This is a genomic window from Corallococcus sp. bb12-1 (assembly GCF_026626765.1).
Lineage (GTDB): Bacteria > Myxococcota > Myxococcia > Myxococcales > Myxococcaceae > Corallococcus > Corallococcus terminator.
In genome coordinates this window covers 41856-65048 of the sequence record NZ_JAPNJZ010000007.1, presented here as the reverse complement: position 1 = coordinate 65048, position 23193 = coordinate 41856, and the positions used below count along the sequence as shown (strand labels likewise).

The 23193-nt window shown below is 65.9% G+C and carries 36 protein-coding genes; 3 read left to right on the top strand and 33 right to left on the bottom strand.

Going from position 1 to position 23193, the window contains the following annotated elements:
* Positions 1–32: 32 nt before the first annotated feature.
* On the bottom strand, positions 33–1208 hold the full coding sequence (locus tag OV208_RS11065; protein ID WP_267573788.1) for a DUF2314 domain-containing protein: 1176 nt from the start codon (positions 1206–1208) through the stop codon (positions 33–35).
* Positions 1205–1819 (bottom strand): deoxynucleoside kinase, encoded by a 615-nt coding sequence (locus OV208_RS11060; protein WP_120545249.1) that lies wholly within the window; start codon positions 1817–1819, stop codon positions 1205–1207. Before OV208_RS11060 ends, OV208_RS11065 begins: the two co-directional genes overlap by 4 nt.
* Before the next feature lie 187 nt (positions 1820–2006).
* On the opposite strand from OV208_RS11060, the gene OV208_RS11055 reads away from it, so the two are divergent.
* From OV208_RS11055 to OV208_RS11045, 3 genes are all read left to right on the top strand, one after another.
* Positions 2007–2807, top strand: coding sequence for a lysophospholipid acyltransferase family protein (locus OV208_RS11055; protein WP_267574278.1), 801 nt, complete (start codon positions 2007–2009; stop codon positions 2805–2807).
* Positions 2808–2824: 17 nt separating this feature from the next.
* The gene (locus tag OV208_RS11050; RefSeq protein WP_267573785.1) at positions 2825–4201 is read left to right on the top strand and encodes a tetratricopeptide repeat protein; all 1377 of its coding nucleotides are present in this window, start codon (positions 2825–2827) and stop codon (positions 4199–4201) included.
* A 133-nt stretch (positions 4202–4334) separates the two neighbouring features.
* Complete coding sequence (locus tag OV208_RS11045) at positions 4335–4895, top strand: hypothetical protein (RefSeq protein ID WP_267573783.1); 561 nt, start codon at positions 4335–4337, stop codon at positions 4893–4895.
* 126 nt (positions 4896–5021) lie between these two features.
* Here the strand turns inward: OV208_RS11045 and rplQ are convergent, their stop codons facing one another.
* The 31 genes from rplQ to tuf all read right to left on the bottom strand — a co-directional run bounded on the left by rplQ (position 5022) and on the right by tuf (position 23106).
* Positions 5022–5438 (bottom strand): 50S ribosomal protein L17, encoded by a 417-nt coding sequence (rplQ, locus tag OV208_RS11040; RefSeq protein WP_120543265.1) that lies wholly within the window; start codon positions 5436–5438, stop codon positions 5022–5024.
* A gap of 196 nt (positions 5439–5634) precedes the next feature.
* Positions 5635–6657 carry a DNA-directed RNA polymerase subunit alpha gene (locus tag OV208_RS11035; RefSeq protein ID WP_120543264.1) on the bottom strand — a complete coding sequence of 341 codons (1023 nt, stop codon included), beginning with the start codon at positions 6655–6657 and terminating at the stop codon, positions 5635–5637.
* A gap of 202 nt (positions 6658–6859) precedes the next feature.
* Positions 6860–7486: a 30S ribosomal protein S4 gene (gene rpsD, locus OV208_RS11030; protein WP_120543263.1), complete on the bottom strand. Its 627-nt coding sequence runs from the start codon at positions 7484–7486 to the stop codon at positions 6860–6862.
* Positions 7487–7552: 66 nt separating this feature from the next.
* On the bottom strand, positions 7553–7993 hold the full coding sequence (gene rpsK, locus OV208_RS11025; RefSeq protein WP_120532353.1) for a 30S ribosomal protein S11: 441 nt from the start codon (positions 7991–7993) through the stop codon (positions 7553–7555).
* Between the two features lie 73 nt (positions 7994–8066).
* Entirely contained in the window at positions 8067–8450 is a 384-nt protein-coding gene (gene rpsM / locus OV208_RS11020) for a 30S ribosomal protein S13 (RefSeq protein WP_120532354.1), read from the bottom strand.
* Positions 8451–8505: 55 nt separating this feature from the next.
* Positions 8506–8622, bottom strand: coding sequence for a 50S ribosomal protein L36 (gene rpmJ, locus OV208_RS11015; RefSeq protein WP_002633586.1), 117 nt, complete (start codon positions 8620–8622; stop codon positions 8506–8508).
* Positions 8623–8689: 67 nt separating this feature from the next.
* Positions 8690–8908: a translation initiation factor IF-1 gene (infA, locus tag OV208_RS11010; RefSeq protein WP_002614803.1), complete on the bottom strand. Its 219-nt coding sequence runs from the start codon at positions 8906–8908 to the stop codon at positions 8690–8692.
* 157 nt (positions 8909–9065) lie between these two features.
* Positions 9066–9809, bottom strand: coding sequence for a type I methionyl aminopeptidase (map, locus tag OV208_RS11005; RefSeq protein ID WP_267573779.1), 744 nt, complete (start codon positions 9807–9809; stop codon positions 9066–9068).
* A gap of 109 nt (positions 9810–9918) precedes the next feature.
* Entirely contained in the window at positions 9919–10569 is a 651-nt protein-coding gene (locus OV208_RS11000; RefSeq protein WP_267573777.1) for an adenylate kinase, read from the bottom strand.
* Positions 10570–10659: 90 nt separating this feature from the next.
* The gene (secY, locus tag OV208_RS10995; protein ID WP_267573775.1) at positions 10660–12006 is read right to left on the bottom strand and encodes a preprotein translocase subunit SecY; all 1347 of its coding nucleotides are present in this window, start codon (positions 12004–12006) and stop codon (positions 10660–10662) included.
* Positions 12007–12137: 131 nt separating this feature from the next.
* Positions 12138–12665, bottom strand: a complete 528-nt coding sequence (rplO, locus tag OV208_RS10990; protein WP_267573774.1) for a 50S ribosomal protein L15 — start codon at positions 12663–12665, stop codon at positions 12138–12140.
* Positions 12666–12682: 17 nt separating this feature from the next.
* Positions 12683–12952, bottom strand: a complete 270-nt coding sequence (gene rpmD / locus OV208_RS10985) for a 50S ribosomal protein L30 (protein ID WP_120543258.1) — start codon at positions 12950–12952, stop codon at positions 12683–12685.
* Positions 12953–12954: 2 nt separating this feature from the next.
* The gene (rpsE, locus tag OV208_RS10980; RefSeq protein ID WP_014395877.1) at positions 12955–13476 is read right to left on the bottom strand and encodes a 30S ribosomal protein S5; all 522 of its coding nucleotides are present in this window, start codon (positions 13474–13476) and stop codon (positions 12955–12957) included.
* A gap of 22 nt (positions 13477–13498) precedes the next feature.
* Positions 13499–13852 carry a 50S ribosomal protein L18 gene (rplR, locus tag OV208_RS10975; RefSeq protein ID WP_120532359.1) on the bottom strand — a complete coding sequence of 118 codons (354 nt, stop codon included), beginning with the start codon at positions 13850–13852 and terminating at the stop codon, positions 13499–13501.
* Positions 13853–13960: 108 nt separating this feature from the next.
* Entirely contained in the window at positions 13961–14527 is a 567-nt protein-coding gene (gene rplF, locus OV208_RS10970) for a 50S ribosomal protein L6 (RefSeq protein WP_120543257.1), read from the bottom strand.
* A gap of 64 nt (positions 14528–14591) precedes the next feature.
* Entirely contained in the window at positions 14592–14990 is a 399-nt protein-coding gene (gene rpsH / locus OV208_RS10965) for a 30S ribosomal protein S8 (protein WP_120543256.1), read from the bottom strand.
* 166 nt (positions 14991–15156) lie between these two features.
* Positions 15157–15342 (bottom strand): type Z 30S ribosomal protein S14, encoded by a 186-nt coding sequence (locus OV208_RS10960; protein ID WP_014395873.1) that lies wholly within the window; start codon positions 15340–15342, stop codon positions 15157–15159.
* Positions 15343–15368: 26 nt separating this feature from the next.
* Positions 15369–16025 (bottom strand): 50S ribosomal protein L5, encoded by a 657-nt coding sequence (gene rplE, locus OV208_RS10955; RefSeq protein ID WP_267573770.1) that lies wholly within the window; start codon positions 16023–16025, stop codon positions 15369–15371.
* Between the two features lie 176 nt (positions 16026–16201).
* Positions 16202–16531 (bottom strand): 50S ribosomal protein L24, encoded by a 330-nt coding sequence (gene rplX / locus OV208_RS10950; protein WP_120532363.1) that lies wholly within the window; start codon positions 16529–16531, stop codon positions 16202–16204.
* Between the two features lie 42 nt (positions 16532–16573).
* Positions 16574–16942 (bottom strand): 50S ribosomal protein L14, encoded by a 369-nt coding sequence (rplN, locus tag OV208_RS10945; RefSeq protein ID WP_014395870.1) that lies wholly within the window; start codon positions 16940–16942, stop codon positions 16574–16576.
* 65 nt (positions 16943–17007) lie between these two features.
* Complete coding sequence (gene rpsQ, locus OV208_RS10940) at positions 17008–17322, bottom strand: 30S ribosomal protein S17 (protein WP_120532364.1); 315 nt, start codon at positions 17320–17322, stop codon at positions 17008–17010.
* A gap of 97 nt (positions 17323–17419) precedes the next feature.
* Positions 17420–17626 (bottom strand): 50S ribosomal protein L29, encoded by a 207-nt coding sequence (gene rpmC / locus OV208_RS10935; RefSeq protein ID WP_120612992.1) that lies wholly within the window; start codon positions 17624–17626, stop codon positions 17420–17422.
* 68 nt (positions 17627–17694) lie between these two features.
* Positions 17695–18114 (bottom strand): 50S ribosomal protein L16, encoded by a 420-nt coding sequence (gene rplP / locus OV208_RS10930; protein ID WP_120543255.1) that lies wholly within the window; start codon positions 18112–18114, stop codon positions 17695–17697.
* A gap of 63 nt (positions 18115–18177) precedes the next feature.
* The gene (rpsC, locus tag OV208_RS10925) at positions 18178–18840 is read right to left on the bottom strand and encodes a 30S ribosomal protein S3 (RefSeq protein WP_120532367.1); all 663 of its coding nucleotides are present in this window, start codon (positions 18838–18840) and stop codon (positions 18178–18180) included.
* 41 nt (positions 18841–18881) lie between these two features.
* Complete coding sequence (rplV, locus tag OV208_RS10920) at positions 18882–19226, bottom strand: 50S ribosomal protein L22 (RefSeq protein WP_120532368.1); 345 nt, start codon at positions 19224–19226, stop codon at positions 18882–18884.
* Positions 19227–19261: 35 nt separating this feature from the next.
* Positions 19262–19549, bottom strand: coding sequence for a 30S ribosomal protein S19 (rpsS, locus tag OV208_RS10915; protein WP_014395864.1), 288 nt, complete (start codon positions 19547–19549; stop codon positions 19262–19264).
* A gap of 13 nt (positions 19550–19562) precedes the next feature.
* Complete coding sequence (rplB, locus tag OV208_RS10910) at positions 19563–20408, bottom strand: 50S ribosomal protein L2 (RefSeq protein WP_120532369.1); 846 nt, start codon at positions 20406–20408, stop codon at positions 19563–19565.
* Positions 20409–20448: 40 nt separating this feature from the next.
* On the bottom strand, positions 20449–20742 hold the full coding sequence (locus tag OV208_RS10905) for a 50S ribosomal protein L23 (protein WP_120532370.1): 294 nt from the start codon (positions 20740–20742) through the stop codon (positions 20449–20451).
* Positions 20739–21362, bottom strand: coding sequence for a 50S ribosomal protein L4 (gene rplD / locus OV208_RS10900; protein ID WP_120543254.1), 624 nt, complete (start codon positions 21360–21362; stop codon positions 20739–20741). The genes OV208_RS10905 and rplD overlap by 4 nt, the downstream gene beginning before the upstream one ends.
* Positions 21363–21413: 51 nt before the next feature.
* Positions 21414–21722 (bottom strand): 30S ribosomal protein S10, encoded by a 309-nt coding sequence (rpsJ, locus tag OV208_RS10895; protein ID WP_002633608.1) that lies wholly within the window; start codon positions 21720–21722, stop codon positions 21414–21416.
* Positions 21723–21915: 193 nt separating this feature from the next.
* Positions 21916–23106 (bottom strand): elongation factor Tu, encoded by a 1191-nt coding sequence (tuf, locus tag OV208_RS10890; protein WP_267573766.1) that lies wholly within the window; start codon positions 23104–23106, stop codon positions 21916–21918.
* Between the last annotated feature and the right edge of the window lie 87 nt (positions 23107–23193).

Sequence of the window (23193 nt, the reverse complement as noted above, 5' to 3'; positions counted from 1 at the left end):
GCGCCCCGAGGGGCGCCAGCAAGCACCGGCCACTACATGGGGCGTTCGGCGGTCAGCAGGGCCCGCAGCTCGGACTCATTGAGCGGGCGTCCTTCACGCGCGATGGCCAGGGCGTTGATCTGCTTCTCCTCCACCTCCACGTGGGCGCCCTTGCGCCACTCGGTGGTGTGCACCGCGCCATCCACCAGCCGGCCCACCACGGAGCCCTCGTCCCGCGTCACCGCCTCCAACCACAGGTACTCCACCACCGCCTCGCCCTCCGGGTGCGTCTCGAAGGGGGCGCGCACCAGGAACGTCAGGGGCTCCATCAACCCCTTGCGCTGGAAGCGCGCCAGGAACGCGGGAAGCAGCGCCTGAGCCTCCTCGTGCATGGCCGCGGTCTGCTCCTCCGGCTCCTTGGCGAAGCGCTCGCGGTAGCTCGCCAGCAGCTCCGCCGTGTTGTGCCGTCCCAGCGGCGACACCACCGTGAGGAACAGCCCCTCATGGCCTTCGAACGCGTCCAGCGGCACGCCCAGCAGGTTGGCGCGGGCCTCCTCCGACGGCACCATCGTGAAGCTCTGGCCCTCGCTGGTGGCCACCTCATGGCGCAGCGCCGGCCCCTGCGCGAACGCCAGGTCCGTGCACAGCTCGTGGAGGAAGCTCTCCGCGGCCTGCAGGTCTCCCTCCCCCAGGTGGAAGATCTCCACGTCGCGAGCGCCGAACTTCTCCATCCCGTGCGAGTGCACCCACAGGGGCGTGTCCCCTTCGGCCAGCTCGATGGCGTGCAGGTGCACGTGGTCGCGGATGTCGAAATCCAGCTCGGTGATCTCCACCACGTCCTCGGGTTCGTGCAGCTTGAACGCCGTCACGTCCACCAGCACCCCGGGCACCAGCTCCATCAGCGTGCGCACGGTCCACAGCGCCTCGAAGACGGGCAGCGTGGGCTGCGCTCCCCCGGGCTCCAGGAGGAACGCGTAGCAGGACTGGGCCTTCTCCACCCGGGCGAAGGCCTCCGGGCTGCCGCTGAACAGCTCTGGATTGACGCGCGGGCGGCCCTCGCTCTCCGGCTTGAGCACCACCCGCACCTCGGAGCCATCCGCGCGCACGGTGAAGCCCTGCGCGTCGTCATGCGGCACGAACTCCACCTCGTCGGTGGCGAACGCCGCGCGCAGCGCCTCCAACGGGGGTGGCCCCGTCTGCTCGGTGGCCAGGACGTAGACCTCCTTCACAGGTGCTTCTCGATCTGTCGGAAGAGGTCCACGCGGTCCACCAGGTCGGTGAGGTAGTCCAGCTTGTCCGTCCCCAGCACCAGCACCGGCGACAGCGAGTAGCCCTCGAACCACTCCTCGTAGAGGGCGTTGAGGCGCTTGAGGTACGCGGTCGGGATGTCCTTCTCCATGGCGCGTCCCCTCAGGCGGATGCGCTCACGCAACGTGGCCACCGGGCAGCGCAGGTAGATCATCAGGTCCGGCGGCGTGAGCGACTTGGAGATGGTCTGGTACAGCTCCCAGTACGTCCCCCAGTCACGCTTGTCGATGAGCCGCTGCCGGTGGAGGTTCTTGGCGAAGATTTCGGCGTCCTCATACAGCGTCCGGTCCTGCAGCACGGTGCCCGGCGTGCGCTCCAACTCCTGGTGCAGCCGGAACTTGTGCGTCAGGAAGAAGAGCTGCGAGCGGAACGCCCACGTCTTCATGTCCTTGTAGAAATCAGCGAGATAGGGGTTCTGGTCATTGGGCTCGAAGGACGGCGTAAGGCCGTACTTCCGGCACAGGAAGGACGTGAGCTCCGTCTTTCCGGCCCCGATGTTGCCCGCGATGGCGATGAACTTTTTCCTGGCCACGCCACCCTTGCTTGTAACCCCGCCGAGCGGCACACACCAGAAACAATGGTGGGGGAAGCCATGGTAGATAAACTGAATGCCCCCGTCCCGTCCCGCACGTCGAGGTGCCAGCGGCGCGTTAAGTCATGCGTCGCCCGGTTGCCCGTCCGCCTCACGGGGCGACCGGTAGGAGGAAACCCGACGCATGGTGCGCAAGCTGTGGTGCATATTGGTGGCGACGGTGTGGTCGGCGATCATGTTCTTCGTCTCCATCTCGGCCATGATCCTGACGCTCAACCCGTCGCGCTCGGTCTGGGTCGCCCGGCGCCTCTGGTCCCCCGTACTCCTCTGGGCCGGGGGCGCGCGCCTGGAGGTATTCGGCGCGGAGAACGTGGACCCGAAGCGTCCGACCATCTACGTAGCCAACCACCAGTCCACCCTCGACATCCCGGCCCACTTCATCTCGGTGCCGGTGGACTTCCGCTACGTGGCCAAGAGCCAGCTGCGCCTCGTGCCCTTCATCGGCTGGTACCTCTGGCTCGCGGGCCACATCTTCGTCAACCGCAGTGACCGGGCCTCCGCCATCGAATCGCTGGAGCGCGCCGCCCGGAAGGTCCGCAAGGGCACCAGCATCTTCCTGTACCCGGAGGGCACCCGCTCCGAGGACGGCAGCGTGCTGCCCTTCAAGAAGGGTCCGTTCGCGCTCGCCCTCAAGGCCCGCGTGCCCATCTGCCCCGTCACCATCGAAGGCAGCTCCACGCTGATGCCCAAGAACTCGTGGAACATCACCCCGGGCCCGGTGCGCGTGAAGATTGGCCGCCCCATCGACACCACGGCGTTCGCGGAGAACGACCGCGAGGGCCTGGCGCGGGCCGTGCGCGAGCAGATCATCGCCGACAACCTCTCCCTGGGAGGCAAGGGCGGCGACACCGAGGCCGCCATCGCCCTGCAGGGCAAGGAAGGCATCGCCCAGCAGCGGCCCTCCGCCCCCACCTCCAAAGCCTCCTGAGCGAGTCCTCCGTGCACGTGAAGCCCCTGAACCGTCCCCGCTCGCACCGCTGGACCCGCGTCGCCCTGCTCGGGCTGGGCCTGCTCGCCACCGGCTGCGGCCACGGCAAGGCCACGGGGACCGCGCTGGCGCCCCAGGCCCAGGCGCGCGCGTACCTGGATGAGAACCAGCCAGAGAAGGCGCTCCCGCTCCTGCGCGAGCTGCACGCGCGCACGCCGGACGACGTGGACGTGGCTCGGGCCCTCACCGAAGCCCAGGTGAAGGCGGGCCACGCGGACGCGTGGGCGGAGGAGCTGCGCCAGGCCATCGCCCGGAACGAGCGCGCGACGGACCAGTACATGCTGGGCCTGACGCTCTTCTCCCGGGCGAAGGACGCGGGCCAGCCCACGGTGGCCGCCTTCGAGCGCGCCATCACCCTGTCCCCCACCACCGCCGAATTCCACTACCGCCTGGGCGTCGCGCGGCTGGAGTCGGAGCAGTACGTCGCGGCGTTGGGCCCCCTGCGCAAGGCCGTGGAGCTCGCCCCGGAGCGCGCGGGATGGAAGCTGCCGCTCGCCAAGGCCCTGGCCCGCACCGGGGACACCGCGGGCGCCGTGGAGGCCCTGGGCACCGTCGTGCGCGGCACCCCGTCCCCCGGCGAGGTCGCCACCGCCCGAGCGCTGATGAACCAGTTGGCGGACCCCTTCCAGGGCTTCCCCAAGGCCGCGGAGGCGAAGCTCGAGGAGGGCATGCGGTTCCTGCACGAGCTGGATGCGCCCCAGCACGCCGTCATCGCCTTCGAGGAGATCCTCCACGACTACCCGGACCTGGCCGTGGTGCATTCCCTCCTGGGACTGGCCTACCAGCGACTGGACGACGCCGGCCGCGCCGTGGACGAGTTCAAGCAGGCCATCGAGCGCGCCCCGAGGGACGGTAAGAACCAGCTCTATCTGGGGGAGCTGTACCTGTCGCGTCAGCGGCCGGACGCGGCCCGCGCCGCCTTCGAGAAGGCCGTGGTGCTCAACCCGATGCTGGAGCTCGCGTGGTTCCGCCTGGGCGACCTGAGCCTGGACGCGCGCGACCTGCCCGCGGCGAAGAGTGCCTTCCAGGTGTCGGTGACGCTGGAGCCGAACTCGGTGCCCGCCCGGGGCAAGCTGGCGCTGGTGTACCAACTGGATGGGGACTACCCGGCCGCCCAGCGGGAGCTGAAGCACGTGGCGGAGAAGGATCCGGAGAACACCGAGTTCGCCCTGCGCCTGGGCCTGCTCTACACCGACGAGGCCCAGAAGGCGCGCGGCCCGCAGGAGCGCCAGAAGGCCACGGCCGAGGCGGAGCGCTGGCTGGGCAAGGTACTGGAGACCCAGCCCGACAACGCTGTGGCCAGCCGCGCCCTGCAGCTGCTCAAGGGCCAGTAGCCACCACCGCACCGACGCCTCTACACTCCGGCATCCGATGAGCGACGCGCGCAAACCCGCCCCCCCCAGCACCCCGCCCACCCGGACGTCGCCCCCATCCGGCGCCCAGCCCCGTGCGGCCACCAGCTCCGGCATGCGGGCCGTGAGCGCCGCACGCGTGGAGCCCCTGGACAAGGCGAAGGCCGAAGGCCCACTAGGCAAGCGCGTCGCCTCCGAGGCCTCCAACGTCGTCCTCAACGGCTTCTCCATCCTCAAGGAGCAGCTGGCGGACTTCCGCGCGAGCGACCGCTTCTTCAAATACAAGGCCGGCATCGTCGCCAGCTGGGTGGTGTTGTCCGTGGCCAGCTTCGCCATCGCCTGCCCGGCAAGCACCGTGGCGACGGGCGACATGGACGCGCGCATCGTGCTCAGCGACAAGTTGGATCGGCCCTCCATCACCATCTGGAATGAGAGCCAGGACGTCTGGCGCGAAGTCACCATCACCGTGAACGAGCAGTACCGAGCGGCGGTGGCGGAGGTGCAGCCCGGGGCGTTCGTCACCATCACGCCCCGGCAGCTTCTGGGAGCGGGCGGCACCACCGCACCGGCGGACCTGCGCTTCCAGTCCCTGAAGATGCGAAGCGCGGACGACCAGGCCGACCTCACCGAGGACCTGAAAATCGAGTGGGAGCGCCTGCGCGCCCCCAAGAAGTAGCCGCCCCGCGCCGCCCCCTGGAAACACGAAGGGCGCCCTCCCAAGCCGGGAAGGCGCCCTTTGTGCTGTCTCAGCCCCGGCCAGGCCTCTCACGAAGAAGAGACCCGGGCGCGGGACGAAGGGCGGCTAGCCCTCGGACTTCGTCTCGGCGGGGGCTTCCGTCTCAGCGGCGGCCGGGGCCTTCGCGGGCCGGTCCACCAGCTCAATGAGGGCCATCTCCGCGGCATCGCCCCGGCGGAAGCCCAGGCGGATGATGCGGGTGTAGCCACCGGGACGGGAGGCGTAACGCTCCTTGTACTCGCTGAACACCTTCTGGAGGACCACGCGGTCCTTCACGGTGCGCGCGGCGAGGCGCACGTTGGACAGACCGCCACGCTTGGCGAGCGTGATGATGCGCTCCGCCAGCGGCCGGACTTCCTTCGCCTTGGGAACGGTGGTGCGGATGGCACCGTGCTCCAGCAGCGACGTGACCATGTTGTTGAGCATCGCGAGCCGGTGGCTCGTGGTGCGGTGCAGCTTCCTTTGTCCGACCTTGTGGCGCATGCGCGTGCTCCGGGGCCTCTTCTAGAGAACCCCACCACTCCGGCCGTGTCAGGTACCGGGTGGGAAGGACGGCCCCGACACCTGGGACGTCCGTTGAATCGGGCCCTGTGTACCAGGGCCCCCTGCCCCGCGCCACCGTGAAGCCGTGTCGGTGGGAGGCGGGGCAGGTGCTGCGGCGACGGGAAACGACGAAGGGCTAGGCCTTGGGGGCTGCGGGAGCCGGCGCGTTCTTCGGCGGCCAGTTCTCCAGCTTCATGCCCAGCGACAGACCCATCTCCGCGAGGATCTCCTTGATCTCCTTCAAGGACTTGCGGCCGAAGTTCTTCGTCTTGAGCATCTCCGCCTCGGTGCGCTGGACCAGATCACCGATGGACTTGATGTTCGCCTGCTGCAGGCAGTTGGCCGAACGGACCGACAGCTCCAGCTCGTCCACCGAGCGGAACAGGTTCTCGTTGAGCTTCGCCTCTTCCTTGGGCGCCTCGGCGACGACCGGCTCTTCGGTCTCGTCGAAGTTCACGAACACCGTGAGCTGCTCCTTGATGATCTTCGCCGCGTAGGCCACCGCGTCCTGGGGGACCACGGAGCCGTCCGTCCACACTTCGAGCGACAGCTTGTCGAAGTCCGTGACCTGACCGACGCGCGCGTTGGTGACCTGGTAGTTCACCTTGCGGATGGGCGAGAAGAGCGAGTCGATGGGGATGGTCCCGATGGGCGCGCCCGCCACCTTGTTGGTGGACGCGGCGACGTAGCCACGGCCCCGGCGGCAGGAGAGCTCCATGCGCACCTTGCCACCCTCGGACACGGTGCAGATGTGGTGACCCGGGTTGAGGATCTCCACGTCCTGGTCCGCGATGAGGTCGCCCGCCTTCACTTCCTTGGGCCCCTCCACCTCGATGCGCAGCGTCTTCGGCTCGTTCGTGTGCATCCGGAGGAGGACCTCCTTCAGGTTCAACACGACGTCCGTGACGTCCTCGGCCACCTCGGGGATGGTCGTGAACTCGTGGTCCACGCCTTCAATCTTCACGGACGTGATGGCCGCGCCCTGCAGCGACGACAGCAGCACCCGCCGCAGCGAGTTGCCCAGCGTCGTCCCAAAGCCGCGCTCCAGCGGCTCCGCCACGAACTTCCCGTACGTGGGGCTCAGCGAGTCCTGATCCACTTCCATGCGGCGCGGCTTGATGAGGTCACGCCAGTTCTTCGCGACAAACGTATCGGCCATGGGGACTGCTCCTGGGAGCGTGCGCCATCACCAACCTCCCCGCCGAAGTGACGGGAGGACGGGCACGCGGGGACTGCGTAACGGCGCCGCCCGGCGCGCGCAGGACGCGCATTCCGGACGTTCCAAAGCAACAACGCCCCGGCCTCGTCGGCCAGGGCGTCCACTGCGGGAGGGGCCCGTTGAAGCGGGCCCAGCACCCAAACTACTTCGAGTACAACTCGACGATGAGCTGCTCCTGGATGGGCATCGTCAGGTCTTCACGGTTCGGAACCGTCTTCACCGTGCCCTTGAACGCCTTCTTGTCCAGGTCGATCCACTGCGGCGTGCCACGGCGGTCCACGGTCTCCAGCGCCTCGGAGATGCGGAGCACCTTGCGGCTCTTCTCCACCACCTCCACGGTGCTGCCCGGCTTCACGGAGAACGACGGGATGTTCACCCGGCGACCGTTGACCTGGAAGTGACCGTGACGCACCAGTTGGCGCGCCTCGTTGCGCGTGTCCGCGAAGCCCATGCGGAACACCACGTTGTCCAGGCGCAGCTCCAGCTGCTGCAACAGGTTCTCACCCGTCTTGCCCTTGGCCGCGGACGCGCGGTGGTAGTACCCGCGGAACTGGTTCTCGAGCAGGCCGTACATGCGCTTGACCTTCTGCTTCTCGCGCAGCTGCACGCCGTAGCCGGAGAACTTCACGCGGCCCTGGCCGTGCTGACCGGGGGGATAGGGGCGGCGCTCAATGGCGCACTTGTCCGTGTAGCAACGGTCGCCCTTCAGGTACATCTTCAGGTTCTCACGCCGGCAGATACGGCAGGCGCTCGCGGTGTAACGGGCCACGGAAATTCTCCTTGCAGATGGTCTGGAGCCGGCTCGCGAGAACGCGAGCCTGGCCCGAAGCAGTGATTAGACGCGGCGGCGCTTGGGCTGACGGCAGCCGTTGTGCGGAATGGGCGTCACGTCGCGGATGAGGCTGATCTTCAGGCCAGCGGCGGCCAGCGCGCGCAGCGCCGACTCACGACCCGCGCCCGGACCCTTCACGAACACCGTCACGGTCTTGAGGCCGTGCTCCATCGCCTTCGCGGCGGCGTCGCCAGCGGCAACCTGCGCCGCGAACGGCGTGGACTTGCGGCTGCCCTTGAAGCCGCGGGCCCCGGCCGACGACCAGGAGATCACGTTCCCGGACACGTCCGTGATCGTGATGATGGTGTTGTTGAACGTGGACTGGATGTGGACCACGCCGTTGAGGATGTTCTTCTTGCCCTTGCGCTTGTTCTTCTTCGCCGCAGGGGCCTCGCCGCCCTCGGCACCGGCCGGCGCGGCGGCGGTATTGATCTCGTCAGCCATGTGAATCGCTGCTCCTGGGAGTAGGTGATCAACGCCCGCGCCTCACGAAAGGAGGCAGCGGGCGCCAGAGGGTTTAGCGGGCCGGAGCGGCCGGCTTCGCGCGAACGATGCCGCGCTTGGGACCCTTGCGGGTACGCGCATTGGTGTGGGTGCGCTGGCCACGGACCGGAAGACCCTTGCGGTGACGCAGACCCCGGTAGCATCCCAGGTCCATGAGCCGCTTGATGTTCATGGTCACCTCACGCCGGAGGTCACCCTCGACCTTGTAGCTGGCTTCGATGATCTCGCGGATCTTTCGAGCCTGCTCTTCGGTGAGGTCCTTGGTCCGGGTGGTGAGATCGATGCCCGCCGCTTCGATGATGTCGTGCGCGGTCTTGTTACCGATCCCGTAGATGTACTGGAGCGAGATCACCGCGCGCTTGTTGGGCGGCAGATCGATGCCGGCGATACGAGCCATCTTCGGTCTTCCTTGTTGTGGAGTTGGTCTGAGGCCAACAGTCCCTGAGGGACTGTTAGCCCTGGCGCTGCTTGTGCCGGGGGTTGGAAGCGCAGATGACGCGCACGATGCCCTTGCGGCGGACAACCTTGCACTTGTCGCAGATCTTCTTGACGGACGCCCGAACCTTCATTGGAGCGAACTTCCTTCCTTCAACGGAGAAAACACAACAGCCGGTCCGCACAGGCGGCCGGCGCGAATTACTTGGCCCGGTACGTGATGCGTCCGCGGGTCAGGTCATACGGAGACAACTCGACCTTCACCTTGTCGCCCGGAAGGATGCGGATGAAGTGCATCCGCATCTTACCCGAGATGTGCGCGAGCACCTTGTGGCCGTTGTCCAGCACCACGCGGAACATCGCGTTCGGTAGGGGTTCCATGACGGTCCCCTCGACTTCGATGGAATCATCCTTCGGCAAGCGTCAACCTTCTTCCCGGACCACGAACCTTCTGGAAGCGCGGCGGGATAACACTTTGGTCCGTAAGTAGCAAGCACCGCGCGATTCGAAACTGGGACCTCTATCAACACCCTCTGACATCACCCTATTTCACCCCCGGTCCGGGGGTCCCGCAGGATCAGCGGGTCAGAACTTCCGGTCCCCGCTCCGAGATGAGGATGGTGTGCTCGAAGTGGGCGGACAACTTCCCATCCACCGTGACGGCCGTCCACTCGTCCTCCAGGACCTCCACGTCGGCCGTTCCCTGGTTCACCATCGGCTCCACCGCCAGGACCATCCCCGCCCGCAGCTTCATCCCCGAGCCCGCCTGCCCGTAGTTGGGCACCTGCGGCGGCTCGTGGAGCTTCCGGCCAATCCCATGGCCCACGAAATCCTGTACCACCGAAAAACCCCGGGCCTCCACGTGGCTCTGCACCGCATGCCCGATGTCGCCAATCCGGTTGCCCACCTGCATCACCTGGATGGCCTTCTCCAGGGACTGACGGGTCGCGTCCACCAGGGCCTGGGCCTCGGGCGTCACCTTCCCCACGGGAACCGTCCGCGCCGAGTCTCCGAAAAAGCCCCGGTACACCACCCCGAAGTCCAGCTTCATCAGGTCCCCGGCCACCAGCCTGCGCTTCCGGTTGGGGATGCCGTGAACCACCTCCTGGTTCACGGAGGCGCAGAGGACGCCCGGGAAGCCGTGGTAGCCCTTGAACGCCGACCTGGCGCCCTTCTTGGCGATCAACTGCTCGGCCAGGGCATCCAGTTCCCACGTGGACACACCGGGCGCCACGGCCTTCTCCAATTCGTCCAGGATCTCACGGACGATCCGCCCCGCTTCCCGCATCAGGGCGATGTCACCGGCGCTCTTGATCTCCATCGGGTTCGTGCGCCTTCTTCCCCACCGGCGCCCTGCCTCCGGGAACCCGTGGACGGAGGAGCGACAGTCCGGCTCATGCCAGCCCACCGCCCCGCTGCCTGGCCGCTGCTCAGGAAGGACGACCTGCTGCCTTCTTGATTTCTTCGTAGATGCCTTCGGGAGACCCGACGCCATCCACGCTCTTGAGCAGACCCTTCTTGTCGTAGAAGGCCTTCAACGGAGAGGTCTCCGCGTCGTACTTCTTCAGACGACGCTCGATGACCTCGGGAGTGTCGTCCTCGCGCTGGACGAGCTCCGAGCTGCACTTGTCACAGAGGCCCGCGCGCTTCGGCGGGTTCTGGGTGACGTGGTACACGGACCCGTCATTGGGGCACACGCGCCGGCCGGAGCCGCGCTCGACGAGCGTGGAGTGTGGAACCTCCAGGGACACAACCGCGTCCAGCTGCCGGCCCAGCCGCGCCAGCATCTGGTCCAGGGCATCCGCCTGCCCCGGGGTGCGCGGGAAGCCGTCGAGCACGAAGCCCTTGGCCACGTCCGGCTCCTTCAATCGCTCTTCCACGATGCCGATGACGACATCGTCCGGCACGTACTGGCCCGCGGCCATCAGGGGTCCGGCCACCTTGCCCAGCGCCGTGCCATCCTTCACGGCCTTGCGCAGGATGTCCCCGGTGGAGATCTGCGGGATGTGGAAGTCCGCGTAGAGCTTCTTCGCCTGGGTTCCCTTCCCGGCGTTCGGCGGCCCCAACAGGATGAGGTTCATGTCGCTCCTTTGCACCAGCGTCCATCCTTGAACGACGAGGCGCCCCTCCCCACCACTGGAGAGAGGCGCCTGGAACACAACCGCCAGCCGTCAGGCCGCCACGCGAACCCGACCACGGATGCGCGGACCGCGCGGACCAGCGAAGCCTTCGTAGTTGCGACTGATGAGGTGACCCTCGATCTGCTGCACCGTGTCCAGCGCCACGCCCACCACGATGAGAAGGGCCGTGCCACCGAACGTGAACTGAACACCCAACACGCTGCTGATGACGGTCGGAATCACGCAGATGATGGCCAGGTAGATCGCGCCACCGAACGTGAGCCGGTTGAGCACGCGCTCGATGAACTCCGCCGTCTGGCGACCCGGGCGGATGCCGGGGATGTATCCACCCTGCTTCTTGATGTTGTCCGCGACATCATCCGGCCGGAACGTGAGCGCCGTATAGAAGTAGGAGAAGAACACCACCATCAGCACGAACAGGCCGTTGTAGACCCAGAGGTTGCCTTCAATGCTGCGCTGGAAGCCCTGCAGGAAGGGGAACCAGGCCCCCAGCGTCGCTGGGAACGACAGCACCGCGCCGGCGAAGATGGGGGGAATCACACCCGAGGCATTCACCTTCATGGGGAAGTACGTCGCCTGCCCCGCGAACATCCGCCGCCCGGCCATGCGCTTGGCGTACTGGATGGGCACCCGCCGCATGCCGCGCTCCACGTACACCACCACGCCGATGATGATCAGCATGAAGAACAACAGGCCCAGCACCGCCGCGATGTTGACCACTTCCTGAGTCGTCAGGTCCAGCAGCTGCTTCGCGCCAGGGAGCACTCGGGCCACGATGCCCGCGAAGATGATGAGCGAGATGCCGTTGCCGATTCCGCGCTCGGTGATGCGCTCGCCCAACCACATGATGAAGGCCGTGCCCGCCGTGAGGCTGACGACCGTCATGAAGGTGAACCAGAGGTTGTCGTTGGGCACCACCACCTGGTTGAAGCCGCTCTGCCCCGAGTCAGAGCGCCCCAGCGAGGCCAGCCACCGCGAAATGCCCACGCCCTGCACGATGGACAGCACGATGGTTCCGTAGCGCGTGTACTGATTGATCTTCTGCCGGCCCGCGGCGCCTTCCTTCTGGAGCCGCTCCAGGCTGGGCACGACCACCGCCAGCAGCTGGATGATGATGGAGGCGCTGACGTACGGCATGATGCCCAGACCGAAGATGGACATCTGCTCCAGCGCGCCGCCGGAGAAGAGATTGAACAGCGACACCAGGCCGCCCTGTTGCTTCTGGGCGTCCATGAACGCGTTCATCGCAGAGCGGTCCACGCCCGGCGTGTTGATGAAGATGCCGATGCGATAGACGGACAGCAGCACGAGCGTGTACGCAAGCCGGCTGCGCAGCTCCGCGATGCGGAAGACATTGGCGAAGGCGTTCAGGGCCACGGGAAAGCCATCCTCTTCAAGAGGTTCTGCCAGCAACAACAAACGCCCCTCTCCGGTTCCGGAAAGGGGCGCGGAAGCCTACACAAGGCTGAAGGCGCGCACCACATCACTGTGATGCGCGCCGGTCACGCCTACGCCCGGGGCTGGCGAGGGGCCTTGACGCCCTTGCCAGAGTGGGCCTTGGCGGCCGACTCAGGCTTGTGCGCCACCAGCGGCAGCTCTTCCACGGAGCCACCGGCCTTCTCGATGTTCTCGCGAGCCGCCGCGGACACCTTGTTCACGCGCACGGTGAGCTTCTTGGCGAGCTCCCCGTGGGCCAGAACCTTCACGCCATCATAACGGCCCTTGACCAAGCCCGCCTGCTTCAGCGCGGCCTCGTCCACCGTCGTGCCAGCGTCGAACACGTGCTCCAGGTCACCCAGGTTCACCACCGCGTACACGGTGCGATTGGGCGGGTTGAAGCCGAACTTCGGAAGGCGACGCTGCAGCGGGCTCTGACCGCCTTCGAAGCCTTCGAACCGCATGTTGCCGGAGCGGGCCTTCTGGCCCTTGCCACCGCGGCCTGCCGTCTTGCCAAGGCCGCTACCCTGGCCGCGACCGACGCGCTTCTTGCGGTGCCAGGAGCCCTCGGGACGCTTCAGGTTTGTCAGGATGCTCATGATTGGATCCTCGTTCCTCAGGCCTTGGCCTTGGCGGCCAGGTGCTCCAGGGCGCGGTCCCGGGCGACAATCTTCCGGGGCTTGCGGCGCTTGGGCGCCGGGGCCTCCTGGCTGACCGTCTCCAGGGAGACCAGATGCTTCACCTTGAACACCATGCCGCGAACCGCCGGGGTGTCCTTCAACAGCCGCTCGTCACCGAACTTCTTCAGACCGAGGCCCTTGATGGTGGCCAGCATGTCCTCGGAAGAACCCGAGAAGCTCTTCGTCAGCTTAACCTTGAGCGCCATGACTAGCCCCTCGCCTCGCCCGCGAGCTTCTGGGTTTCGACGTCCTTGCCACGCAGCCGCGCGACCTGCTCCGCGCTGCGCAGCAGCTTCAGGCCCGCCACGGTGGCCTTCAGCACGTTGTGCGGATTCCGCGAACCCTGGCTCTTCGTCAGGATGTTGCGGATGCCCGCCGCCTCGAGGACCGCACGCACCGCGCCACCGGCGATGACGCCCGTACCTTCGCTGGCCGGCTTCAAGAGCACCCAGCCGGCACCGAAGTGCCCCAGGATCTCGTGCGGAATGGTGTGACCCATGCGCGGAACGCGGAACAGATTCTTCTTCGCGTTCTCGCCGCCCTTGCGGATGGCTTCGGGGACTTCGTTGGCCTTGCCCAGGCCGACGCCCACGTGTCCGTTGCCATCGCCCACCACGACGAGCGCGGCGAACGAGAAACGACGGCCACCCTTCACCACCTTGGCCACGCGGTTGATGTTCACCACGCGGTCGGTCAGGTCCAGATCGTTCGGATTGATCGGAGTTGCCACTTGAGGAATTCCTTTCTGGTACCTAGAACTTCAGGCCGGCTTCGCGCGCGGCGTCGGCCACGGCAGCGATGCGCCCATGGTAGGGGAAGCCGTTGCGGTCGAAAACCACCGCGTCGACGTTGGCGGCCTTGCACTTCTCCGCGATGAGGGAACCCACCCGCTTGGCGTCGGACTTCTTGTCGCCCTCGTCCTTGCCCTTCAGCTCCTTGGACAGGGACGAAGCATACGCCAGCGTGCGGCCGGTGGAGTCATCAACCACCTGCGCGTAGATGTGCTTGAGGCTCTTGTACACCGTAAGCCGCGGGCGCTCGGTGGTACCCGAGAGCTTCTTGCGGATGCGGTTCTTCCTCTTGAGACGCTGATCGACCTTGGACATGGCTGCTTCCTTTTCCGTCCGGCGGCGATGCGGCCTTCCGCCGCCGGATGATTCCGCCTGGCCCCAGGGCCCGGCAGGGTTGAACTATTGGCGAAGACGGCGCGACGACTACGTCGTACCGGTCTTGCCCTCCTTGCGACGGATGCGCTCCTCGGAGTACTTGATGCCCTTGCCCTTGTAGGGCTCTGGCGGACGCAGCGAGCGGATGTTGACCGCCGTGGCGCCCAGGGCTTCCTTGTCCGCCGAGCGGAGCGTCAGCCCCACCGTGGGAAGACTGTCCTCGGTACGCGAAGCCTTGTCGACTTCAGCCGTCACACCTTCCGGCAGGTTGAAGACCACCGGGTGCGAATAGCCGAGCGAGAAGTGGATGGCCTTGCCCTTCACTTCCGCGCGGAAACCGACGCCACGGATGTCCAGGCGCCTCTCAAAGCCCGTCGACACACCCTTCGCCGCATTGGCGAGGATGGTGCGCGTCAGACCGTGAAGGCTGCGGGCCTCGCGAGAATCATCCTCGCGCTGCACCGTCACCTGGCCGTCCTTCACCTCCACCTTCACCTTGGCGGGGAGCTTGACGGACAGCTTGCCCTTGGGGCCTTCGAAGTTGACCTGCTGGTTGGCGACATTGACCTTCGTCTTGTCGCCAAGCTTGATCGCCAGTTTTCCAATCCGACTCATGATTGCCTCGTGCTGGGGTCGCCTGGGGCGCGCTCCTCGCGGGGCGCTACACCCAGACTCCTGGCTAGTAGACCTTGCAGAGCAACTCGCCGCCGACCTTCTGCTTCCGGGCCTCGGTGTCCACCAGGATGCCGCGCGACGTGGAGAGGATGGAAATGCCCATGCCTCCCAGCACCTGCGGGATCTCGCGGACCGCCACGTAACGGCGCAGACCGGGCTTCGACACGCGGTGGATGCCGGTGATGGCCGGGCTGCGGTCCGGGCCGTACTTCAGCTGGACGGAGATCTCGCTCTGCGGCGCGAGCTCGTGGATGGTGAAATCACCGATGTAGCCCTCGTCCTTGAGGACCTTGATGACTTCGACCTTGAGCTTCGAGTGGGGGATGACGACCTTGTCGTGCCGCGCGCGCGAAGCATTGCGCAGGCGGGTCAGCATGTCGCCAACGGGATCATTGACCGGCATGAAACACCTTCCGAAGCGGTGTCCCCTTCAGGGCGACTCCGCGATCGCAACCACCACGCCTGCCGGGCCCATCCCGGGGGTTCGCGATGACTGCCACTGCTCTTCTGCTTCAGCGGTGCGCCACCCTACCCTCTTCAGGGCAGGGTTTGCACCACGGGTCCAGCGCCTACCAGGACGACTTGGTGACGCCGGTGATCTCGCCGCGCAGCGCACGGTGGCGCAGGCAGATACGGCACATCTTGAACTTGCGCAGGAAGGCGCGAGGACGACCGCAGAGACCACAGCGGTTGTACTGACGCACGGGGAACTTCAGCTTGCGCTTCGCCTGGGCAATCTTGGAGAGCTTGGCCATGATCGATGGGAGTCCTGAACTCGGTCCTACTGACGGAACGGCATGCCGAAGTGACGCATCAGCGCCAGTCCCTGCTCGTCGTTCGGGGCGGTGGTGACGAAGCTGATGTTGAGCCCCTTCACCTTCTCGATCTGATCGTAGTTGATTTCCGGGAAGATGATCTGCTCGCGCACTCCGAGCGTGTAGTTGCCCTTCCCGTCGAAGGCCTTCGGGGACACGCCCTTGAAGTCACGCACGCGCGGCAGCGCGACGGAGATCAAGCGGTCCATGAACTCGAACATACGGTCGCCACGCAGCGTAACCGCAGCACCGATGGCCTGGCCCTGGCGCAGCTTGAAGTTCGCGATGGACTTGCGCGCGCGCGTCACGACCGGCTTCTGACCGGTGATGGCGGCAAGCTGGTCCACCGCCGACTCCAGGATCTTGTTGTTGGCAAGCGCCTCGCCCAGACCCATGTTGACGACGATCTTCTCCAGCCGCGGCACTTCCATGGGGTTGTTGAGCCCCAGCTCCTTCATCAGCGACGGAACGCCTTCCTTGCGGAAGCGGTCCTTCAGACGCGCCGAGCGGGCCTTCAGACCCTCCTCGATGTTCGCGGCGAAGCCGACCTTCTTGGCTTCTTCCTTGCGTCCGCGCTTCTTTTCCTTCTTTTCCTTCGGTTCGGCCTTCTTCTCGTCAGCCATTTTTTAGTCCTCTGCTTCGGAACGCCGTTCTGTACCCAGCGCGCCCGATCAGTCCTTCTTCTGGAACTTGGAAACACCTGGAGGGCTCGACAATTTCAGCCCTCCAGACGTGCACGCCCGCCTGCCCCACCGAGAGGTGGGGCAAGGGGCGCGCATACATGCCCGAACACGGACCCCTAGTCAATCAGGGCGTCACACTGCTTGCAGAACCGCTTGGAGGCTTCTCCCTCCTTGCGGATGCCGACGCGGGTCGGCTTGTCACACTTGGCGCACACCACCTGGACGTTCGAGAGCGCGATGGTACCCGGCTTCTCGATGATGCCGCCCTCGGGGCTCTGCGGCGTCTTGCGCATGTGGCGCTTGACCAGGCGCAGGCCTTCGACCGTCACGCGGCCCGCCTCCCGGTCGACCTTCAGCACCTTGCCGCGCTTCGTCGCCGGCGTCTTCTCCGAGCGCTCGGACCCGGAGATGACCTGGATCGTGTCACCGACTTTCAGCTTCTGCATGGCTTCCTCACTCTGGCTGTTCGCCGTCCGGCCTGCGTCCTCTTAGAGGACCTCGGGCGCCAGCGAGATGATCTTCATGAACTTGCGGGCACGCAGCTCACGGGCGACCGGCCCAAAGATGCGCGTCCCGATGGGCTCCAGGTCCTTGTTGATGAGGACCGCCGAGTTGCCGTCGAACTTGATGTAGCTGCCATCCGCACGACCCACCTCGCGACGGGTGCGGACGATGACGGCCTTGGCCACGTCACCCTTCTTCACCTTGGAGTTGGGCAGCGCCTCACGGATCGACACGACAATCACGTCGCCGATGGAGGCGTACTTGCGCTTGGAGCCGCCGAGAACCTTGATGCAAAACACCTTCTTGGCGCCCGAATTGTCGGCCACATCGAGCACACTCTGCATCTGAATCATGTGAAGTCTCCTCTTGCTCGAACCAGGTCGCCCGCTTCATGGCGTGCGAACCCGGTGTGGCCTACCTAGACGTTCTTGCTCTTCTCCAACACCTCGACCACGCGCCAACGCTTGTCCTTCGAAGCGGGCTTGGTCTCGGCGATGCGCACCCGATCACCCTCGTTGATGGTGATCTTCTTCGGGTAGTCGTGATCCTCGACGTGCGCCTTGTACTTCTCGCGCAGGCTCATGATCTTCCCGTACTTCGGGTGGGGAGCGCGGCGCTGGACGGTGACGACCACCGTCTTCTGCATCTTGTTGGAGGTGACGATGCCCACGCGGGTCTTGGGACGACCCCGGGTGGAGGTCTCGGCAGCGGGCGTTTCGGTCGCTTCAGCCATGTTGGTTCTCACTGTCTGTCATGCACCCGGGCCCTCTGCCCGGATGGCCGCGGGCGTCCGGGTGAGCCCGGACGCCATCACGGATGCACTGCTACAACTACCCCGCCTTCGCGGCCCGGGCCTTCTCGCCCAGGACGGTGAGGATGCGGGCCAGATCCTTGCGATGCTGCACGCCCTCTGCAGGGCTGTCCAGCGAGCCGGTCCGGCGCTTCAGTCGATCCTGGACCAGCGTGTCGCGCAGCTCCTTCGCGCGATTCTGCAGGTCGTCCGTCGACAGGTCCTTCAATTCCTTCGCAGTCGCCATCTTGTCTCCTCGGCGCGATGCGGACGCCCTCTCTGTTACGAGGAGGGAACGCCCGCCGCGGTGCGTGACTACAGCGAGAGGTCCTTGCGCTGCACGATCTTGGTGAGCAGCGGCAGCTTCGCCTGCGCCAGCTTCAGCGCCCCTCTGGCGATCTCGTTCGTCATGCCCTCCATCTCATAGAGGACGCGACCCGGCTTGACCACCGCGACGTAGTACTCCACGCCACCCTTGCCGGTACCCATTCGGGTTTCGGCGGGCTTCTTCGTGATGGGCTTGTCCGGGAAGATCCGGATCCAGATCTTGCCGCCGCGCTTCACGTGGCGGGTCATCGCGATACGGGCCGCCTCGATCTGTCGCGAGGTGATCCAGCCCGGCTGGAGGCTCACCAGGCCGAACTCACCATACGTGAGGTCGCTGCCCCGGTGGGCCGCGCCGCCCATGCGGCCCTTCTGCATCTTTCGGTATTTGGTTCGAGCAGGCTGAAGCATCGTCGCTGTCCTTCGTGCCTCACGGGCAGGGCGGGTCTTTCAACCCGCCCCGCGGAGGGCGTCTTACCGGTTGGTGGGCAGGGGGGCCTGGCCGCCCTTACCCGGGAGGACCTCGCCCTTGCAGATCCAGACCTTGCAGCCAATCTTGCCGTAGGTCGTCTTGGCCTCGGCGAAGCCGAAGTCGATGTCCGCACGAAGGGTATGCAGGGGCACGCGGCCCTCGCGGTACCACTCGTAGCGCGCCATTTCGGCGCCACCCAGGCGACCCGAGCAGGCGATGCGGATGCCCTTGGCCCCGAACTTCATCGCCGTCTGCAACGCCTTCTTCATGGCGCGGCGGAAGGCAATGCGGCGCTCGAGCTGCGTGGCGATGTTCTCCGCCACCAGCTGCGCGTCCGTCTCGGCCTTGCGGACCTCGACGATGTTCAGGAAGACCTCGTTCTTGGTGAACTGCTGCAGGTCCTTCTTGACGGTCTCGATACCCGCACCGCGCTTGCCGATGACGATACCCGGCCGAGCGGTGTGGACGTTGACCTTCACCTTGTTGGCGGCGCGCTCAATCTCCACCTTGGAGACGCCCGCGTGATTCAGTGACTTCTTCACGAACTCGCGGATGCGAATGTCCTCGTGGAGCCACTGGGCGTAGTTCTTGTGCTCGAACCACTTGGAGTCCCAGGTCTTGATGACGCCGAGCCGGAACCCGATCGGATGTACTTTCTGTCCCAAACTGATTCTCCTTGGTGCGTCCGGGCAGGGCCCGACGGGTCCTACTTCTTGGCGTCTGCCAACACGACGTGGACGTGGGCGGACTTCTTCTGGATGGGCGTCGCGCGCCCCATGGCGCGCGGCATGAACCGGCGCTGGGTGGCGGCCTGATCCACGGAGATGGTCTTGACGTAGAGGGTATCCACGTCGACCTGCCCCTTGGACAGATCCGTCGCGTTAGCGACGGCGCTCTTGATGAGCTTCTCCACCGGCCGAGCAGCAGCGCGCGGGGTGAACTTCAGGATGTTCAGGGCAGCCTCAACAGGCTTGCCCCGGATGAGCGCCGCGACGAGGGACAGCTTGCGCGGGCTCATGCGCAGGTGACGCAGATGTGCAGTCGACTCCATGGTCATCTCCTCAGGCTCTCAGGCGAACGAACGGGCTACTTGCCCGGGGCCTTGGCGACCTTCTTCTCCGCCGAGTGGCCACCGAAGGTACGCGTCGGGGCGAACTCGCCGAGCTTGTGGCCCACCATGTTCTCCGTGACGAACACCGGAATGAACTTCTTGCCGTTGTGCACGGCGAAGGTGTGACCCACGAACTCAGGGAGAATCGTGGAGCGCCGGGACCAGGTCTTGACGACCGCCTTCTTGTTCGCCGCGATCATCCCCTCGATCTTCTTGAGGAGGTGATCATCAACGAACGGACCCTTCTTGATCGAACGAGCCATGTTTCAAATCCTCTTACTGGCTGCGCGCGCCCTGACGGCGGCCGCTCACGATGAATTTGTCGGTGCGCTTGTTGGTGCGCGTGGTGAGGCCCTTGGTCTTCTTGCCCCACGGAGACACCGGGTGCGGATTACCCTGGCCGGACTTGCCTTCGCCACCACCGTGCGGGTGGTCAACGGGGTTCATCGCCAGACCGCGGACGGTGGGACGGATGCCCAGCCAGCGGCTCTTACCCGCCTTGCCGATGCGAATGATTTCGTGCTCGATGTTGCCCACCTGGCCCACGGTGGCTCGGCACTCGATGAGTACCTTGCGCACTGCGCCCGACGGCATGCGGACCTGGGCGTAGCGCTCTTCCTTCGCCATCAACTGGCCGGAAGTGCCCGCGGAGCGGATGACCTGGGCGCCACGGCCCGGCTTCAGCTCCACGTTGTGGATGACCGTGCCCACCGGGATGTTCTGCAGCGGGAGGCTGTTGCCAGGCCGGATGTCGGAAGAGGCGCCGGCGAAGACGGTGTCGCCCACGCTCAGGCCGACGGGGGCCAGGATGTAGCGCTTCTCGCCGTCCGCGTAGTGCAGGAGGGCGATGTTCGCGGTGCGGTTCGGGTCGTATTCGACGGCGACGACCTTGGCCGGCACGCCGTCCTTGTCCCGACGCTTGAAGTCGATGGTGCGGTAACGACGCTTGTGACCGCCACCCTGGTGACGACGGGTGATGTGCCCGTGAACGTTGCGGCCACCCGAGCGCTTCAGCGGCTCGGTGAGGGCCTTCTCGGGCGAGTCCTTGGTGATGTCCGCGAAGTCGGACACCGTCATCAGACGGCGGGCGGCGCTGGTCGGCTTGTACTTCTTGATGCCCATGGTGTGTTCCTCGTCTCAGGCTGATCTGTCGCCAGTGGCGTCAGACCGCCCCCCCCTCGAAGAGTTCGATCTTGTCACCTTCCTTGAGGGTGACGACCGCCTTCTTGAAGTTGGGGCGCTGGCCGATGCTCTTGCCCACCCGCTTCGTCTTGCCGCGCACGATGTTGGTGTTGACACCCTCGACCGTGACCTTGAACAGGGCCTGCACCGCGCGGGACACGTCGTGCTTCGTGGCCTTGCGGTCCACGATGAACGAGTACTGGCGGAACTTCTCGCGGGCCTTGTCCAGCTTCTCCGTGATGAGCGGGCCCTTGATGACGTCGTTCAGATTCATGACAGGGACCCCTCAAGCGCCTTCGCGGCCGCAGAAGTCAGGACGAGGTGCGAGTGCTTGAGCACTGACTCGAGGTTGAGACCCTCGGGCGGCAGCACGTCGAACTTCGCCAGGTTACGCACGCTGCGGTGCAGGTTGGTGTTGCCGCGCTCGTCGATGACCAGCGCGTTCTGGAGCTTCAGACGGCGGGTGAGGACCTCGAAGGCCTGCTTGGACTTCGGGGCATCCAGCTTGAAGCCGTCCAGGATGATGAGCTGCTTCTCCTTGGCGCGCAGGGACAGGACGGCGCGCAGCGCCCCCCGACGAACCTTGCGCGGCGGACGGTAGAAGTAGTCACGCGCCTTGGGGGCCATCGCCTTGCCGCCGCCCACCCAGTGGGAAGCGCGGATGGAACCCTGACGGGCCCGGCCGGTGCCCTTCTGCTTCCAGGGCTTCTTGCCGCCGCCGCTGACGAGCGAGGTGTTCTTCACCCCGACCGTACCCCGGCGCCGGTTGATCTGCTGCATCTTCGCCACCTCGTAGAACAGGTGGGCGTTCTGCTCGGCACCGAAGATATCGTCGGAGAGTTCGATCTCCGAAACCTTCTTCAAATCCAGGTCGACTACGTCAAACTTCGCCATGGCACTTTCCTCGGGGGTCAGAGTGAAACCACTCCGACGCCATCCCGCTTCCTAGGACTTGATCTCGACGTCAACGCCGGCAGACAGATCCAGCTTCATCAGCGCATCCAGCGTCTGCTGGGTCGGCTCAAGGATATCGAGCAGGCGCTTGTGCGTGCGGATCTCGAACTGCTCGCGGCTCTTCTTGTCCACGTGCGGCGACCGCAGCACGGTGAACTTGTTGATGCGCGTCGGCAGGGGGATCGGACCGGCCACCTTGGCGCCCGTGCGCTTGGCCGTCTCGACGATCTCCCCAGCACTCTGGTCCAGGAGCTTCGAGTCGTACGCCTTCAACCGGATGCGGATCTTCTGTGTCGCCATTCGAAAGAACCTCTTTGAACGACCTCTGAACCGAGAGGCGGTACGCCCGTCAACGCCTGGATTTCAGAGAACCGTTTCTTCGGAACGAAGGGGCGCGGTGTGTACCACCACACCCCGTGGGTTGCAACTGGATTCCCACCTGCTCTCCGGGAGCGCCCTGCTGGGCCTTCCGGAGAGCCTGGTGGCCTGAGTGCTACGCGATGATTTCCGCCACGACGCCCGCGCCCACCGTGCGGCCGCCCTCACGAATGGCGAACCGCAGCTCCTTGTCCATCGCCACCGGGGTGATGAGCTCCACCTCGATCGCGATGTTGTCGCCCGGCATCACCATCTCGACGTTCTCCGGCAGCTTCACCGTGCCCGTCACGTCCGTGGTGCGGAAGTAGAACTGGGGGCGGTAACCCTTGAAGAACGGGGTGTGGCGCCCACCCTCTTCCTTCGACAGCACGTAGATCTGCGCCTTGAACTTGGTGTGCGGCGTGATGGAGCCCGGCTTCGCCAGCACCTGGCCACGCTCCATGTCCTCACGCTTGAGGCCGCGGACCAGCGCGCCGATGTTGTCGCCCGCGCGGCCCTCGTCCAGCAGCTTGCGGAACATCTCCACGCCCGTCACGACCGTCTTCTGCGTCGCGCGGAGGCCCACGACTTCGACTTCCTCGCCGACCTTGATGATGCCGCGCTCGACGCGACCCGTCGCCACCGTACCACGGCCGGCGATGGAAAACACGTCTTCCACCGGCATCAGGAAGGGCTTGTCCGTCGCGCGCACCGGCGTCGGGATGTAGCTGTCCACCGCCTCCATCAGCTTCAGGATGGCCGGCTCGCCAATCTCGCTCATGTCACCCTCGAGCGCCTTGACCGCCGAGCCGGGGACGATGGGGATGCTGTCGCCGGGGAACTCGTACTTCTTGAGCAGGTCCCGGACTTCCATCTCCACGAGCTCGCGCAGCTCGGGGTCGTCCAGCAGGTCCACCTTGTTCAGGAAGACGACGATGTAGGGCACGCCGACCTGGCGCGCCAGGAGGATGTGCTCACGCGTCTGCGGCATCGGGCCATCCGCCGCGGAGACCACCAGGATGGCGCCGTCCATCTGCGCCGCGCCCGTGATCATGTTCTTCACGTAGTCCGCGTGTCCCGGACAGTCGACGTGCGCGTAGTGGCGGTTCTTCGTCTTGTACTCCACGTGCGCCGTGGAGATGGTGATGCCGCGCTCCCGCTCTTCCGGCGCCTTGTCAATCTGGTCGTACGCCATGAACGTGGCGCCACCGGACTTGGCGAGCACCTTCGTGATGGCGGCCGTCAGCGACGTCTTGCCGTGGTCCACGTGCCCAATCGTTCCGATGTTCACGTGGGGCAGGCTGCGATCGAACTTTTCCTTGGACATGAACCACTCCTCACGACGGCACCGGTGCAACCCCGGCGGTCTGGAACTTTGGGAGAACTCCCGAGCGGTGCTGCGTGTGCTTCAAAG